Here is a 15,452-nt window from a genome sequence, read left to right on the forward strand (position 1 = left end):
AGGACGACGCGTGAGGTCACGCCCACTGCCCTTGGTCACGCCCGAGAACGAATTCTTCTGGACCGCCGGCGCCGACGGCGTCTTGCGACTGCAGAACTGCCTCGACTGCGCATCGCTGATCCATCCGCCCCAGCCGGTGTGTCGTTACTGCCGGGGGACGAACATGGGGGTACGAGACGTCTCCGGGCGGGCAACGCTGGCCGGTTTCACCGTCAACCACCGGTTCAGCCTTCCCGGGCTGCCGGCGCCCTACGTGGTGGCCCAGGTGGCGATCAACGAGGATCCCCGAGTTCGGCTCACCACCAACATCATCGACTGCGATCCCGACCAACTGGAGCTCGGCCGGCAGGTCGAGGTGGCGTTCGAGAACATCGAAGACGTGTGGCTGCCGCTGTTTCGTCTGGTACCGGCCGATGCGGAAGGGTCGCAGGACCGTCCACTTCCCGACGACGAGATCGCGCCCGAGGACTTCGCACAGCATGTGCGGCCGATGGTGACGACCGACAAGTTCGAGGACAAGTCGGCGATCACCGGGATCGGGGCTTCCCGCATTGGGCGACGGCTGATGGCTGCGCCCTTGGCTCTGACCGTGGAGGCATGCCAGGCGGCTGTCGCCGACGCCGGCTTGACCTTCGCGGACATCGACGGGCTCTCGACGTATCCGGGCCTCGACGTCGCAGGCATGGGCGAAGGCGGGATCTCGGCGCTGGAGGGCGCTTTGGGGCTGCGCCCGACCTGGATCAACGGCGGCATGGACACCTTCGGGCCCGCCGGCTCCGTGATCGCCGCGATGATGGCCGTAGCCACCGGACTGGCACGCCATGTGCTGTGTTTCCGAACGGTGTGGGAATCAACGTTCGGCGAGCTGATGAAAGTGGGCAAAGCCGCAATGCCCGGCGGGCGGCGCACGAACGGTTGGCAGGTCCCCTTCGGCGCCACCTCCGCGGCACACACGTTGGCGCTCAACGCTCAACGGCACTTCCACCGCTACGGCACCACCCGCGAGACACTCGGCTGGATCGCGTTGAACCAGCGCGCCAACGCCGCGCTGAACCCGACGGCCATCTACCGCGAACCGATGAGCATGGACGACTACCTGTCCGCCCGGATGATCACCACACCGTTCGGCCTCTACGACTGCGACGTGCCGTGCGACGGCGCGGTGGCGGTGATCGTCTCCGCCGTGGACGCCGCCCGGGACCTGGCCAAACCGCCGGTTCTGGTGGAGGCGGTCGGCACCCAGATCATCGAGCGGCTGGACTGGGACCAGAGCACCCTGACCCACGAGCCGCAGGTCCTCGGCCAGGCCGCACACCTGTGGTCGCGGACCTCGCTGCGCCCAGCCGACGTCGACGTCGCCGAACTGTACGACGGCTTCACCTTCAACTGCCTGTCCTGGATCGAGGCGCTGGGATTCTGCGGCATCGGCGAGGCCAAGAGCTTTCTCGACGGCGGCACCAATATCGCCCGCGACGGCGGCCTGCCCCTCAACACCCACGGGGGTCAGCTCTCGCACGGGCGCACGCACGGGATGGGGCTGATCCACGAGGCCGTCACGCAGCTGCGCGGGGAAGCCGGTGCGCGCCAGGTTGCCGGCGCCAGGGTCGCCGTGGCCAGCAGCGGCGGGCTGACACCGAGCGGAGTCATGTTGCTGCGGAACGATTCCTGAGGCTGGGCGTATGGGTCGAACAGTACGCCCGCGGATGATCAGCGCCGGCGGGGTGCCGATGTCGGCGCTGGTTGCCGAAGTCCCCGATCCGCACGCGGTCGTCGTCGCGCTGCACGGCGGCGGGACCACGTCGATCTATTTCGACTGCCCCGGGCAGCCGAGTCTGTCGCTGTTGAGAGCCGGTGCCGCACTGGGATACACCGTGATCGCACTCGACCGTCCCGGATACGGCAGCTCGGCACTGTACCCCGAAGAGACAGCAACGCCGCAGCAGCGGGTGCGGCTGGCCTATCTGGCCGTCGACCGGATTCTCGGGGACCGGGCGCGCGGCGCCGGCCTGTTCCTGCTGGGGCACTCCAACGGTTGCGAACTGGCGGTACGAATGGCCGCCGATGAGCGCGGCGCCGAGCTGCTGGGGGTGGAGCTGGCCGGTACCGGGCTGCGGTACAGCGACGCCGCCCGCGCCGCATTCAACGCACCCGCACCCGGCCAGCGCAACGCCGTCCTGCGCGACCTGCTCTGGGAGCCCGCGTCGCTGTATCCCGAAGCGGTACTGCGCGGGATCACCAAGGTGTCCTCGGGTGCGCCCTATGAGGCGGACATGGTCGGCAGTTGGCCACGCCGGGACTTTCCCGCGCTGGCCGCACAGATCCGGGTCCCGGTGCGCTTCACCTTCGCCGAGCACGAGAAGGTCTGGGAATCCGGCCCGGAGGCCCGCAAACAGATCCGCGAGGTGTTCAGCGCGGCAAACAGTTTCACCTGCAACGACCAAGAAAGCGCGGGCCACAATCTCAGCCTCGGATTCAGCGCGGAGCACTATCACCGGTCGGTGCTGTCATTCGTCAACAATTGCGCGGCCGCGGCGCTCGCGCGCGACAAGGAGGTCAGCTGATGCGGGTCGGTTTCATCGGGTTGGGCAGCCAGGGCGCGCCGATGGCGCGACGTATCGCCGAAGGCGGCTACCCCACCACGCTGTGGGCGCGCAGGCCGGCCACTTTGGAGCCCTTGTCCGACACCGAGGCGCGCGTCGCGGACTCCCCCGCCGAGCTGGGCAGCCTCAGCGACCTGGTCTGCCTGTGCGTCGTCGGTGACGCCGACGTCGAGCAGGTGGTTTGTGGCGACGACGGGGTACTGGCCGGTTTGCAGCCCGGCGGGATCATCGCGATTCACTCCACGGTGCATCCCGACACCTGCCGCCGCCTGGCGCAGCACTGCGAGCAGCACGGTGTTGCGGTGATCGATGCCCCGGTCAGCGGGGGCGGTCCGGCCGCTGCTGCCGGTACGTTGCTGGTGATGGCCGGCGGCGACGCCGAGGCCGTGGAGCGCTGCCGGCCGGTCTTCGAGACCTATGCGGACCCGGTGGTGCATCTGGGCGACCTCGGCTCCGGGCAGGTGACCAAGCTGCTCAACAATCTGTTGTTCACCGCCAACCTCGGGACCGCCGCCACGGCGCTGGCGCTCGGCAGGCAACTGGGTGTCGCCACCGAACAGCTTGCCGAAGTGGTGACACGGGGCAGCGCGAACAGCTTCGCACTGAACAGCATCCGAGGCTCCGGTGGAACCCTGGACCGGTTGGCCGGCCTGGCGGGTTCCTTGTTGCAAAAGGATGTTCGCTTGGTGTCGGACCTGGCGCAGCGGGCGGGAGCGGAGCCGGGAGCTGTGCTCGACGCCGCTGACGCTGCCCTGTCGCTGATGGACCACCCCCGGTGACATCGGTCAGCTGCATTTGCCTCCGGCGGCTTGCCGTTTGACTTACAGTAGCGGTTATAGTCCATCGTCTCTGCGTCGCCCGCTGCAGTGTGCGGCGCCCTGAGGAGGTCCGATGACCCAGGCCGAACTCGTCTTCGACCCGTTCTCCGAAGAGTATTTCGACAACCCGTTCGAGATCTATCGGCGAATGCGCGAGGAAGCCCCGCTGTACTACAACGCCGAAGAAGACTTCTACGCCCTGACCCGCCATGAGGACGTGGCAGCGGCGCTCAAGGACTTCGCGACCTACTCATCGACCCGCGGTTGCGACCTGGCGATGGTGCGCTCCGGTTCGGCGCCGGCGAAGATGATCATCTTCATGGACCCGCCGGACCACCGGAACATGCGCAGCCTGCTCAACAAGGCCTTCACCCCGCGCGCGATCCAGGCCCAGCGCGAGACTGTCATCGAACAGGTCGACCGGTTCCTCGGCGCCGTCGACCCCGACGGTTTCGACGTGGTGCAGGACTTCTCCGGGCCGTTCCCGGTGGAGGTCATCACCCGGATGGCCGGGGTTCCCGACGAGTACCGCCAGCAGGTGCGGCGCTGGATCGACACCGCGTTGCATCGCGAGCCGGGGCAGATCGAGACCAGTGAAGCCGGGATGCGCGCCAACATCGAGACCGCGACGTACTACTACGGACTGATCCAGGAACGGCGCGCCAACCCGCAAGACGACATGATCAGCAGGCTGATCGCTGCCGAAATGCCCGGCGAAGACGGCGAGATGCGTCGCCTCGACGATATTGAGATCACCGGATTCGCCTCGCTGCTCGGCGCCGCCGGGGCCGAGACCGTCACCAAGCTGATCGGCAACGCCGTGGTGATCTTCGCCCGTCAGCCCGATCAGTGGCAAAAGCTGCTCGATGATCGCAGCAAGATTCCCGCCGCGGTCGAGGAACTGCTGCGTTATGAGGGCCCGGTGCAGTACAACGTCCGGTACACCCTCAAAGAGGCCCACGTGGCGGGCGGAACGATTCCCGCCGGCAAGCCGGTCTTCCTGATCAGCGCCGCCGCCAACCGGGATCCGGAGGCCTTCACCGATCCCGACACCTTCGACATCGACCGGGACCAGACGCAGGCGCAGCATCTCGGCATGGGATACGGGATACACAGCTGCCTGGGAGCAGCGCTTGCCCGCATGGAAAGCGCCATCGCCTTGGACCGTCTCTTGGACTTCATGCCCCGCTACGAGGTGGATTGGGACGGCCTGCAACGGGTACACATGCAGAACGTCTCGGGATGGCACAACGTGCCGGTCCGAGTACGGCGGTAGGGGTAGCGGTGACCAAGCGTCAAGTGGTGGCGGATTACGGACTGTGCGAAGCCAATGCGGTGTGCATGGCCGTCAACCCCGAGGTGTTCCATGTCGACGACGACGACAACCTCTTCATCCTCAAACCCGACGTCACAGCCGACACCGAAGACGACATCGCCGAGGCTGTCAGACGGTGCCCCCGCCAGGCTTTGGCGATCGTCGAGGTGGACGACGACTAGGCGATCGCAAGCGCGGCGGAGCCGGGCGAAGCGGGTCGCCGTGTGAGGCTGCCTAACGCGCCGGGAAGCCCGCCAGGATCACCGCATTGCAGTCGGCCGCGCCCTGCCGGATCTTCGCGGCCGCCTGGTAGCCCTCGGAGTGGTACCAGGCGCGGGCTGCATCGACTGACTCGAATTCCAGCACCACGGTTTGGTTTCCGTGCCAATCGCCTTCCAGCAGCTCGGGCTTGGTGTCGACGGCCAGAATCCTCGCGCCGGCCATCGTCGGCCCAGCCGCCTTACCGTAGGCGAGCATGCCCTCCGGGTCCTTGATGGCCTCGGTCAAGATCACATACCCCTTGGGCGCGTCGGCCATCAGTTCTCCTTCGTGGGTGAGTCGTCGGTGATTTCGTCGATCGCATGTTCCGGGCATTGCTTGATCGCATCGCGCACCGCCCCTTCGAACTGCGCCGGTACCTCGTCGCCGGCGGCCTCGGCATACCCGTCGCCGTTGATGGCGAACACCTCCGGGCAGATCGTGGTACAGATGCCGTGTCCAGCGCAGCGATCCGGGTCGACCCAGGCCTTCATCGCGCCGCCCGCTCGACCGGGGTGAACTCCAGATTCAGTTGGATCAGCCCGCGCAGGATGTAGGTCGGGATGTAGTGGTAATTGCGTGCACCGTCGGGGCCGTGCAGCTCGTCAGAGATCCTGATGTCGCTGGTGCGGTCCAGCAGACGCTCGATGGCGATGCGGGTTTCGGCGCGGGCCAGCGGCGCGCCGGCGCAGCTGTGGATGCCACGCCCGAAGGTGATGTGCTGGCGAGCATTCGAGCGCGCCGGGTCGAAGGTCTCCGGGTCGGTGAACCGGCGCGGATCCCGGTTGGCCCCAGCCGCCAGCACCATCAGGGTCGTGCCGGCCGGGACGTGCACCCCACCAATCTCGGAGTCCACCCTCGACAGCCGGAAGTCGCCCTTGACCGGGCTCTCGAAGCGCAGCACCTCCTCGATGAAGTTCGGGATGAGGCTGCGGTCGTCACGCAGACGCTGCTGGATGTCGGGCCGCTCCCCGATGATCCTCAGAGCGGAACCGAGCAGACGCACCGTGGTTTCCTGGCCGGCCGAGTAGACGTTGGCGGCGACCTTGGCCACGTCCATCGGGTCGGGGATGGAGCCGTCCGGGAACGTCGCCTCCGCCATGCCGGTCAGCACATCGTCGCGCGGCACACTGCGCCGATCGGCGATGTAGCCGGCGAAGGTGGCGTAGAGGAACTCCAGCGGGCTGTGCGCCAGCGCCTTGGCATCGGTGCTGCCGATCCCGCCACCGACGTTGCGGTGCATGTTCTTGACGAATTCTTCGCGGTCCTCGTCCGGGACACCCAGCAGGTCCGCGATCACCAGCAGTGTGAACGGGGCTGCGAATCCTCCGATGAATTCGCCGGCCCCGGGCGCGAGGAACTCGTCGAGCACCGCGTCGGCGAGCTCCCACATGGCGTCCTCGTTCTCCTTGAGACGCTTGGGAGTCAGCAGCCGCATCAGCAGCGCGCGGTGGTCGGTGTGCGTCGGCGGGTCCAGCGTCGGCAGCTGGTCGCTGAACGGCAGTTCGTCACGGTGCTTGTCGATCAGGCTCGCGACGGTCTCGCCGCCGAGGTCACCGTCCAGCGGAACGGGGAAGCCCGGGAACGGTCCCGTCACCGCGATACACGAGGAGAACACCTCGGCGTTGCCGGCCACCGCGCACGCTTCCTCCCAGCCGGTCACCATCATCACGCCGTGATGGGCTTCCCGGGTGACCGGTGACCGCTCCCGGAGCGCGCGCAGGTAGGGGTATGGGTCGCCTACCACCGTTTGGTCGGTGAAGAAGTCGATTGTGTCTGGATCCATCGAGCTGTTCCGCTCCCTCTCGCATCCGAGAATGGCATTCTCGCAACCGGTGAACAGAATTTCATACCCCGATGGCCGCGTCAATGCCGACCATGACGCCGCTGCCGACGGCGAGACTCAGCTGTTGGACCGGGCGGCGTCCATCAGCGCGTTGGTCTGACGATCCCCATCCCGGTGATTGCTGAGCGCACGGATCGAGACGTCGTGCCCCTCGGCCGCCTTCCGCAGAGCGCCGACGGTGGCCTGCTCACGGGGGATGTGCGCGAACGGGTCGAACGAGTACCAGCGCATGGCGTTGCCGTGAGTCATCTTGTTGATGTCGTCATCGGACACGTTGTTGACGGTCAGCACATCCCACAACTCTTCGGGCGCCCCGGGCCACATCGAGTCGCTGTGCGGGTAGTCGGCCTCCCAGGCGATGTTGTCGATACCGATCAGGTGGCGTAGTTGAACACCCACCGGATCGGAGATGAAACAGGTCAAGAAGTGCTCCCGGAACACCTCGGAGGGAACCTTCCCGCCGAAGTCCTGGCCGGTCCAGGTCGAATGCATCTCGTAGGTGCGGTCCACCCGCTCCAGGAAGTACGGTATCCATCCGGTGCCACCCTCGGACAGGGCGATCTTGAGGTCCGGATACTGCTTGATCGGCTTGGACCACAACAGATCCGCGGCGGCTTGGACGATATTCATCGGCTGCAGGGTGATCATCACGTCCATCGGCGCATCGGGGGCGGTGATGGCCAACTTGCCGGACGATCCGATATGCACATTGAGCACCGTGCCGGTGTCGCAGAGCGCCTGCCACAGTGGGTTCCAGTATGCGTCGTGGAAACTCGGGTAGCCCATCGCGGCCGGGTTCTCGGTGAACGTCAAGGCGTGCACGCCCTTCTTGGACACCCGGCGCACCTCATCGGCGCACTTGTTCGCATCCCAGATCACCGGGATCGCCATCGGGATGAAGCGCCCGGGATAGGACCCGCACCATTCGTCGATGTGCCAGTCGTTGTAGGCCTGCACCAGTGCGACGGAGAAGTCCGGGTCGTCGGTGGCGAAGAGCCGGCCGGCGAAACCGGGGAATGACGGGAAGCAGATCGAGCCGAGAATGCCGCCGGCATTCATGTCCTTGACCCGTTCGTCGACGTTGTAGCAACCGGGCCGGATCTCGTCCAGGCCCTGCGGTTCCAGCCCGTACTCCTCCTTGGGCCGGCCCGCGACCGCGTTGAGCGCGACATTGGGGATCACCACGTCACGGAACTGCCACGAGTCAGAACCGTCGGGATTGTGCACCAGGCGCGGTGCGTCGTCGAGGTACTTGCGCGGCAGGTGGTTGGCGAACATGTCCGGTGGCTCCACGGTGTGGTCATCGACGCTGATCAGGATCATGTCGTCCTTGTTCACGGCCATCCTCCGTTCCGGGCGCGGCAGCGTGGCCGGCCCCCTGACGCTTCTGACGTCTCCGCTGAAAACTATCTTCCCCTTTTCGGAGAATCAACCTTCACGCAATCTCCAGGCGTTGCGGCGCCCGCGGCGCGACCGGCGATGCCGAGCGCTGCTCCGCCATCGCGCCTCACCTGCGCAAACGGCGAGGTGTTGACCAATCGAGCCAAACATGAAAATCTGTTGGTCAAATATGAGAATGCGATTCTCATGCCCGAGGAGGAACCGATGCGTCTGACTCCGCTGTCGGAGTCCCAGTGGGACGAGGAGGCGGTCCAGCGTGCGCTGGCCCAAGTGCTGACCGCGGACAGGCGCAACTCCCGCGACGCGGGCTCGGCGATGACCATGCTGGTTCACCACCCGAAGCTGGCCCGGGCGTTCCTCAAATTCAACGTCGAGCTGCTATACCGCGCGTCGCTGCCCGGAAACCTTCGCGAACTCGCGATCCTGCGGACCGCCCACCGCCGCGCCTGCGAATACGAGTGGGTGCACCACATCACGATCGGCAAAGCAGCCGGCCTCACCGACGCCGACATCGAAAACGTTCAGCACGGCGCGGGACGCGACGAGCTGTACCAGGCCGTGGTGAACGCGGCCGACGAACTCGACAACGCCTCCCGCCTGTCCCCCGCCACCGAGGCGGTCCTCACCAAACACCTGGACGAGCAACAACTGATGGAACTCGTCTTCACGGTCGGCTGTTATTCCATGCTGGCCATGGCCTTCAACACCTTTGGCGTTGAACTCGACGAAAACCCGGAATCAGAGAGGTAACACCGTGCCGCACTTCCCCAAGCCGGCTGCCGGCAGCTGGACGCAGAGCTATCCTGAACTGGGCACCGAGCCAGTCGATTACAGCGACTCTGTGGACCCGGCATTCTTCGAGGCCGAGCGCGAGGCGGTCTTCAAGCGCACGTGGATCAACGTCGGACGCGTCGAACGGCTCCCCAAGACCGGCAGCTACTTCACCCGGGAACTGCCCTCGGTGTGCAAGGGCACCTCGATCATCGTCGTCAAGACCAAGGACGGGTCGGTCAAGGCCTACCACAATATCTGCCGTCACCGCGGAAACAAGCTGGTGTGGAATGACTTTCCCAACGAGGAGACTTCCGGGATCTGCCGGCAGTTCACCTGCAAGTATCACGCCTGGCGCTACAGCCTGGACGGCGACCTGACCTTCGTCCAGCAGGAGGACGAGTTCTTCAACGTCAACAAGGCCGACTACGGCCTGGCAGGCGTGCGCTGCGAAGTATGGGAAGGCTTTATCTTCGTCAACTTCGACGACAACGCTCAGCCGCTCGCCGACTACCTCGGGCCCCTGGCCAAGGGGATCGAGGGCTACCCGTTCGGCGAGATGACCGAGACCTACTCCTACCGCGCCGAGGTCGGCAGCAACTGGAAGCTCTTCATCGACGCGTTCATCGAGTTCTACCACGCGCCGATCCTGCACCAGGGGCAGTACACCAAGGAGGAAGCCGCCAAAATCCAGAAGTTCGGCTACGAAGCGCTGCACTATGAGCTGGCCGGCCCGCACAGCCTGCAGTCGACGTGGGGCGGCCAGGCGCCGCCCCCCGACATGTCTATGGTCAAGCCATTGGACCGAGTGCTGCGCAGTGGGCTGTTCGGCCCCTGGGACAAGCCGGAACCCATCGCCAACCTCAAGGAACTGCCGCCGGGGGTCAACGTCAAGCGAGCGCCGCAGTGGGGCATCGACTCGTGGCTCTTCTACCCGAACTTTATGCTGCTGATCTGGGAGCCGGGCTGGTATCTGACCTACCAGTACTGGCCGACCGCCGTCGACAAGCACACCTTCGAGGCGAACCTGTACTTCGTGCCGCCGAAGAACGCGCGCGAACGCCTGGCCCAAGAACTGGCCGCCGTCACGTTCAAGGAGTACGCGCTACAGGACGCCAACACCCTGGAAGCCACCCAGACCATGATCGGCACCAAGGCCGTCAAGGACTTCCTGCTGTGCGACCAAGAGATCCTCATCCGCCACCTGCACAAGGTGAACCGCGACTTCGTAAAGGAGTACCACAGTGCCGCTGCCGTCTGAATTCGCTGCCCTGGAACCCTTTTTGGACTGGGACCTGGCTCATGAGCCCGACCGCTACGCCAAGCGGCTGGCGTCGTCCATGGCCGAGATGCAGCAGTTCTACGACGTCGCATTCCCGCTGCTGGAGGACGTCGTCACCTACTGCGACAAGTTCCCGCTGGACGACCTGCCCGACGACGCAAAAACTCTCATGCACATCATGCAGTCGCTGGTCATGGTGTCGTTCCCGATCGAGGCATGGAAGCAGCCGCGCGTCCCGGACAGCGGTGCGGCGTGGGTGGAACTGCTGAGCGAGCCGGTGATCTAGGGGTGCTGACGCTCAAGGCGGCAGGCCTTCTCGATGTCGACGCCGGTGAGATCATCCGGCCCGGCATCGTGCACGTCGACGGGGACCGGATCGTCGGAGTCGGCGAACGTGCCCCAGGCGACGCCGAAGCCGACGAGGTGCTCGACCTCGGCGACTCGATCCTGCTGCCCGGGTTGATGGACATGGAGGTCAACCTGCTGATGGGGGGCCGGGGCGAGAATCCCGGCCTGTCCCAGGTGCAGGACGATCCACCGACTCGGGTGCTGCGGGCGGTGGGCAACGCGCGACGCACGCTGCACGCCGGGTTCACCACGGTTCGCAATCTGGGCCTGTTCGTCAAGACCGGCGGATATCTGCTCGACGTGGCGCTGGGCAAGGCGATCGATGCCGGGTGGATCGAGGGGCCGCGGGTGGTGCCCGCAGGGCACGCGATCACCCCCACCGGCGGGCACCTGGATCCCACGATGTTCGCGGGTTTCATGCCGGGCGTGCTGGAGCTGAGCATCGAGGAGGGTATCGCCAACGGAGTCGACGAGATCCGCAAAGCGGTCCGCTACCAGATCAAGCACGGTGCGCAGCTGATCAAGGTGTGTTGTTCCGGTGGCGTGATGTCGCTGACCGGCGAGGCCGGCGCGCAACACTATTCGGACGAGGAACTGCGGGCGATCGTCGACGAGGCGCACCGCAGGGGTCTGCGGGTTGCCGCGCACACCCATGGCGCCGAGGCCGTCAAACACGCGGTGGCATGCGGCATCGACTGCATCGAACACGGCTTCCTGATGGACGACGAGGCCATCCGGATGCTGGTCGACAACGACCGCTTCCTGGTCACCACGCGGCGCCTGGCCGAGGCCATGGACGTGTCCAAGGCGCCCGCCGAACTGCAGGCCAAGGCGGCCGAGATGTTCCCCAAGGCCCGCACGTCGATCAAGGCGGCCTATGAGGCCGGGGTGAAGATCGCCGTCGGCACCGACGCGCCGGCCATCCCGCACGGCCGCAACGCCGACGAGCTGGTCACGCTGGTGGAGTGGGGCATGCCGCCGGCCGCCGTCCTGCGGGCCGCGACGGTGACCGCCGCCGAGCTCATCAACGCCGGCGACCGCGGGCGCCTGGCGGAGGGCTTGCTGGCCGATGTCATCGCGGTTCCCGGGGATCCGCTGACCGATATCGGCGTCACCCGCAACGTGAACTTCGTCATGAAAGGCGGCAAGGTATATGTCAACAAGAATTGACGACTTGGTCGAGATCCAGCAGACGCTGGCCCGCTACGCGGTGACCATCACCCAGGGCGATGTCGAGGGCCTGGTGGCGGTGTTCACCGAGGACGGCACCTATAGCGCCTTCGGCGAAACCTATTCGCTGGACCGGTTCCCGGTACTGGTCGAGGCAGCACCCAAAGGCCTGTTCATGACCGGCACCCCGGTGATCGAACTGGACGGCGACACCGCGACCGGCACCCAGCCGCTGTGCTTCATCGACCACGCCAGCCACGACATGCGCATCGGCTACTACAACGACACCTATGTGCGTACCCCCGAGGGCTGGCGGCTGCGGACTCGGGCGATGACGTTCATCCGTCGCAGCGGGGCCCATGACGCCGGGCGTCCGCACGCGGTCGGCCGTCCGTCCGCCCGATGACCACGCCGACCACAGCCGGGGGCGCTGCGGGCGCCGCCGGGGAAAGTCCGAGCTCGGAGGTCGATATCGCGCAGTTCCAGGCGGAGCTGCGCGCCTGGCTCGACGCCAACGACCTTCGCCCCGGCCCCGACGCGTCGCTGCAGGGACACCTCACACAGTTCGCCCGGGTCTCGGCCGCCCTCTACGAGGCGGGCTGGATGCGTTACGGCTGGCCCGTGCAGGCCGGTGGACTGGGCGGCCCGGCAATGCTGCGGGCCGTCGTCGGCGAAGAGGTGGTCGGTCGTGGGCTCGCCGAGCCCGGACCGTACTCGATGCTGGAAGTGCTGGCGCCCACCATGATCGACTACGCCTCACCCGAGCTCACAGCAGAGATGGTGCCGCGGTTGCTGTCCGGCCGCGAGCAGTGGTGTCAGGGCTTCTCCGAGCCCGGGTCCGGCAGCGACCTGGCATCGCTTTCCACCCGGGCCACGGCGCGCGGCGATCAGTGGGTGATCAACGGGCAGAAGGTTTGGACCAGCTTCGCCCAGTACTCGCACCGCTGCATCCTGTTGACGCGCACGGGTGGCGCCGATGCGCCGAATCACCAGGCCATCACCGCGTTCTTCGTGGACATGGACACCCCCGGCATCGAGGTGCGCCCGCTGGGCACCATGCACGGCGTCGACGAGTTCTGCGAGGTCTATTTCGACGATGTCGTCGTGGACGGCACCCGGATGCTCGGCCGCCCGGGCGACGGCTGGCAGCTGGCCATGGACCTGCTGCCGTTCGAACGTTCTACCTGCTTCTGGCAGCGCATCGCCTACCTGTACTCGCGCTTCGATGCGCTGATCGCCGAGGTGAAGCGCCAGGGCGCGGCGGTCGACGACGAGCTGGGCGCGGTGTACCTGGCGCTGCACACCCTGCGCTGCCGGTCCCGCGGCACCCAGCACCGGCTTGCCGACGGGCACCGGCTTGGCCCGGACACTTCCATCGACAAGGTGCTGCTGGCCAGCGCCGAACAGTTGCTCTACGACACCACGCGTGACCTGCTTCCGGGCCTGATCGAACTGAACGACAGCAGGTGGCGCCCGGAGTACCTGTACTCGCGAGCGGCCACCATCTACGGCGGCACCGCCGAAATCCAGCGCAACATCATCGCCCGCCGACTGCTCGATCTCGGGAAGGAGTGACGATGAGCACCGCCATGGATGCCACCTCGTTGGCTCTGCTGGAAGACACTCTGCGCAAGATCATGGCGTCTGCATCCGGCCCCGCTTTGGATCAGGCACTGGCCGAACTGGGCTGGGCAGAAATGCTTTCCGAGGACCCGGACGCGGCCATCCCACTGGTGTTCCGCCTGCTCGGCGAGACCGGGGCGCACGCCTCGGTACTCAACGACGTGGTACTGGAGACCATCGGCGGCCTGCCCGGCGGCACTCCGCCGATGCCGTACGCCGGTGGTAGCTGGGTGATTTGGGAGCGCAGCGAAAGCGCGGGCAACACCGTGCTGGGCGGCCTGCCGCTGCGCCAGGTGCCCAACGGCGAACTGATGCGTCTGGGTGAGGCACGTCGCGCGGTGGGCTGGTGGCTGGTGGGCTCGGCTCGGGCCATGCTGGCTCTGGCACGCCGGCACGCACTGGACAGAACACAGTTCGGTAAGCCGATCGCGGGATTTCAGGCGATTCGGCATCGGCTCGCCGAGACCCTGGTCGCCATCGAAGGGGCCGAGGCCACCCTCACCGTGCCCGTCACCGAGAGCCCGGACCTGACCTCGATGCTGGCCAAAGCGGCGGCGGGCAGGGCCGCGTTGACCGCGGCCAAGCACTGCCAACAGGTGCTCGCCGGCGTCGGTTTCACCGCGGAACACGACCTGCACCGCCACATCGAGCGAGCGCTGGTGCTCGACGGACTGCTCGGCAATGCCCGCGACCTGACCCGCCGGGTAGGCGGCGGCCTTAGGGCCCGGGGCTCGGCGCCACGACTGGTTCAGCTCTAGCCGGCGCCGGACAGCCCCAGGGGTTACGGCACTGCGGAATAACGGAGTTCCACCCCGACACGCGCCTGAATCCGGTGGCCTATCGCGGCAGTCCGAGCACGCGTTGCGCGATGATATTGCGCTGAATCTCCGAGGTTCCACCAGCGATGGTTCCCGAGAAACTGCGCAGGTACCGATCGAACCAGCTTCCGGTGGCGTAGTCCTCGTTGAGCGGCATGTAGACACCGGAGCTGGCGGGGTGGATCAGGCCGGCCGCGCCGGCATTGTCGAGTGCGTGTTCGGCAGCGTTCTGCACGGCCTCTGACCCGAGCAGTTTCAGCACCGACAGCGCGGGCACGTCCTGCTCGCCCCGGGCGGCCTTTGCCAGCGCCACCGAGCCGAGCAGCCGTAACGCCTCGTGGTCCATCAGCAGTGTGGCGAAGCGGTCGCGCGCCAGCGCATCACGCGGTCCGAAGTCGAGGATCAGATCGTGCAACCGGTCGGCGAAGCTCATCCACAGCAGTGTGCGTTCGTGCCCCAGCGAACCGTTGGCCACTGTCCACCCGCCGTTGAGCGGACCCACCAGATTCTCGGCGGGGACCACGACGTCGGTGAAGAAGACCTCGTTGAAGTCGACGTCGTCATAGGCGCAGGCCGAGGCGAAGGGCCGTCTCACCACGCCTGGGGAATCGGTGGAGATCAGCAACACGCTGATGCCCTTGTGCTTGGGCGCGTCAGGATCGGTGCGGACGAAGGTCAGCAACACGTCGGCGTCATGGGCGCCGGAGGTCCAGACCTTCTGGCCGTTGACCACGAAATGATCGCCGTCGAGCACCGCCCGGGTCTGCAGACCGGCCAGGTCCGAACCGGCGCCGGGTTCGCTCATGCCCAGCGACGCGGTGATCTCGGCCCGAAGAATCGGTACCGCCCACCGGCGTTTCTGCTCCTCGGTGCCGAAGGACAGCAGCGAGGCGGCGATGATGCCGACCCCCTGCGGATTGAAGCTGGGATAGATACGCCGGCGCGACAATTCCTCGGAATGCACGTACTGCTGCAGGATCGTGGCGTTGCGGCCGCCGAATTCGGGCGGATTGGCCGGCAGCAGCCAGCCGTTGTCGAACAACAATCGCTGCCACCGACGGGCCCAGCCAGGTACGTCGGAGCACGACTGAGAACGTTGCAGGGCCTCGGCGTCGGTGGGCAGATGTTCGTCGAGGAAGGCCGAGAATTCGGCCCGAAAGTTCTCGACTTCTGGATCGAAGGTCAGTTGCACTCCGAACTCC

At 66.5% G+C, this 15,452-nt stretch carries 17 protein-coding genes; 12 read left to right on the top strand and 5 right to left on the bottom strand.

Annotated elements, in window-relative coordinates:
• The first annotated feature begins 10 nt into the window (after positions 1-10).
• The 5 genes from G6N14_RS14335 to G6N14_RS14355 all read left to right on the top strand — a co-directional run bounded on the left by G6N14_RS14335 (position 11) and on the right by G6N14_RS14355 (position 4,915).
• Positions 11-1,669, top strand: a complete 1,659-nt coding sequence (locus G6N14_RS14335; RefSeq protein ID WP_085135725.1) for a thiolase C-terminal domain-containing protein — start codon at positions 11-13, stop codon at positions 1,667-1,669.
• Positions 1,670-1,679: 10 nt separating this feature from the next.
• Positions 1,680-2,561, top strand: coding sequence for an alpha/beta hydrolase (locus G6N14_RS14340; protein WP_085135726.1), 882 nt, complete (start codon positions 1,680-1,682; stop codon positions 2,559-2,561).
• Entirely contained in the window at positions 2,561-3,379 is an 819-nt protein-coding gene (locus G6N14_RS14345; RefSeq protein ID WP_085135727.1) for an NAD(P)-dependent oxidoreductase, read from the top strand. The genes G6N14_RS14340 and G6N14_RS14345 overlap by 1 nt, the downstream gene beginning before the upstream one ends.
• A gap of 112 nt (positions 3,380-3,491) precedes the next feature.
• A complete protein-coding gene (locus G6N14_RS14350; protein WP_085135728.1) occupies positions 3,492-4,694 on the top strand; it encodes a cytochrome P450 in 1,203 nt (400 codons plus the stop codon).
• Between the two features lie 8 nt (positions 4,695-4,702).
• Entirely contained in the window at positions 4,703-4,915 is a 213-nt protein-coding gene (locus G6N14_RS14355; protein WP_234808922.1) for a ferredoxin, read from the top strand.
• A gap of 52 nt (positions 4,916-4,967) precedes the next feature.
• On the opposite strand, the gene G6N14_RS14360 is transcribed toward G6N14_RS14355, so the two are convergent.
• The 4 genes from G6N14_RS14360 to G6N14_RS14375 all read right to left on the bottom strand — a co-directional run bounded on the left by G6N14_RS14360 (position 4,968) and on the right by G6N14_RS14375 (position 8,175).
• Positions 4,968-5,270, bottom strand: a complete 303-nt coding sequence (locus G6N14_RS14360) for a DUF1330 domain-containing protein (RefSeq protein WP_085135730.1) — start codon at positions 5,268-5,270, stop codon at positions 4,968-4,970.
• Positions 5,270-5,485: a ferredoxin gene (locus G6N14_RS14365; protein ID WP_085135731.1), complete on the bottom strand. Its 216-nt coding sequence runs from the start codon at positions 5,483-5,485 to the stop codon at positions 5,270-5,272. The genes G6N14_RS14360 and G6N14_RS14365 overlap by 1 nt, the downstream gene beginning before the upstream one ends.
• On the bottom strand, positions 5,482-6,777 hold the full coding sequence (locus G6N14_RS14370; protein ID WP_085135732.1) for a cytochrome P450: 1,296 nt from the start codon (positions 6,775-6,777) through the stop codon (positions 5,482-5,484). Before G6N14_RS14370 ends, G6N14_RS14365 begins: the two co-directional genes overlap by 4 nt.
• 117 nt (positions 6,778-6,894) lie before the next feature.
• Complete coding sequence (locus G6N14_RS14375) at positions 6,895-8,175, bottom strand: amidohydrolase family protein (protein WP_085135825.1); 1,281 nt, start codon at positions 8,173-8,175, stop codon at positions 6,895-6,897.
• 267 nt (positions 8,176-8,442) lie between these two features.
• Here G6N14_RS14375 and G6N14_RS14380 point away from each other — a divergent pair, with 267 nt between their 5' ends.
• The 7 genes from G6N14_RS14380 to G6N14_RS14410 are packed head-to-tail and all read left to right on the top strand — an operon-like array spanning position 8,443 to position 14,190.
• Positions 8,443-8,988, top strand: a complete 546-nt coding sequence (locus G6N14_RS14380; protein WP_085135826.1) for a carboxymuconolactone decarboxylase family protein — start codon at positions 8,443-8,445, stop codon at positions 8,986-8,988.
• A 4-nt stretch (positions 8,989-8,992) separates the two neighbouring features.
• Positions 8,993-10,270, top strand: coding sequence for an aromatic ring-hydroxylating oxygenase subunit alpha (locus G6N14_RS14385; protein ID WP_085135733.1), 1,278 nt, complete (start codon positions 8,993-8,995; stop codon positions 10,268-10,270).
• Positions 10,254-10,577, top strand: coding sequence for a hypothetical protein (locus G6N14_RS14390; protein ID WP_085135734.1), 324 nt, complete (start codon positions 10,254-10,256; stop codon positions 10,575-10,577). Before G6N14_RS14385 ends, G6N14_RS14390 begins: the two co-directional genes overlap by 17 nt.
• A 2-nt stretch (positions 10,578-10,579) precedes the next feature.
• Positions 10,580-11,809, top strand: coding sequence for a metal-dependent hydrolase family protein (locus G6N14_RS14395; protein ID WP_085135735.1), 1,230 nt, complete (start codon positions 10,580-10,582; stop codon positions 11,807-11,809).
• Positions 11,793-12,215 carry a nuclear transport factor 2 family protein gene (locus G6N14_RS14400; RefSeq protein WP_085135736.1) on the top strand — a complete coding sequence of 141 codons (423 nt, stop codon included), beginning with the start codon at positions 11,793-11,795 and terminating at the stop codon, positions 12,213-12,215. Before G6N14_RS14395 ends, G6N14_RS14400 begins: the two co-directional genes overlap by 17 nt.
• Positions 12,212-13,384, top strand: coding sequence for an acyl-CoA dehydrogenase family protein (locus tag G6N14_RS14405; RefSeq protein WP_085135737.1), 1,173 nt, complete (start codon positions 12,212-12,214; stop codon positions 13,382-13,384). The genes G6N14_RS14400 and G6N14_RS14405 overlap by 4 nt, the downstream gene beginning before the upstream one ends.
• Positions 13,385-13,386: 2 nt before the next feature.
• The gene (locus tag G6N14_RS14410) at positions 13,387-14,190 is read left to right on the top strand and encodes an acyl-CoA dehydrogenase family protein (protein ID WP_234808923.1); all 804 of its coding nucleotides are present in this window, start codon (positions 13,387-13,389) and stop codon (positions 14,188-14,190) included.
• Positions 14,191-14,269: 79 nt separating this feature from the next.
• Here the strand turns inward: G6N14_RS14410 and G6N14_RS14415 are convergent, their stop codons facing one another.
• Positions 14,270-15,442 carry an acyl-CoA dehydrogenase family protein gene (locus G6N14_RS14415; protein ID WP_085135738.1) on the bottom strand — a complete coding sequence of 391 codons (1,173 nt, stop codon included), beginning with the start codon at positions 15,440-15,442 and terminating at the stop codon, positions 14,270-14,272.
• Positions 15,443-15,452: the final 10 nt, after the last annotated feature.

It is taken from the genome of Mycolicibacter hiberniae, assembly GCF_010729485.1.
In the GTDB taxonomy this organism is placed as follows: domain Bacteria; phylum Actinomycetota; class Actinomycetes; order Mycobacteriales; family Mycobacteriaceae; genus Mycobacterium; species Mycobacterium hiberniae.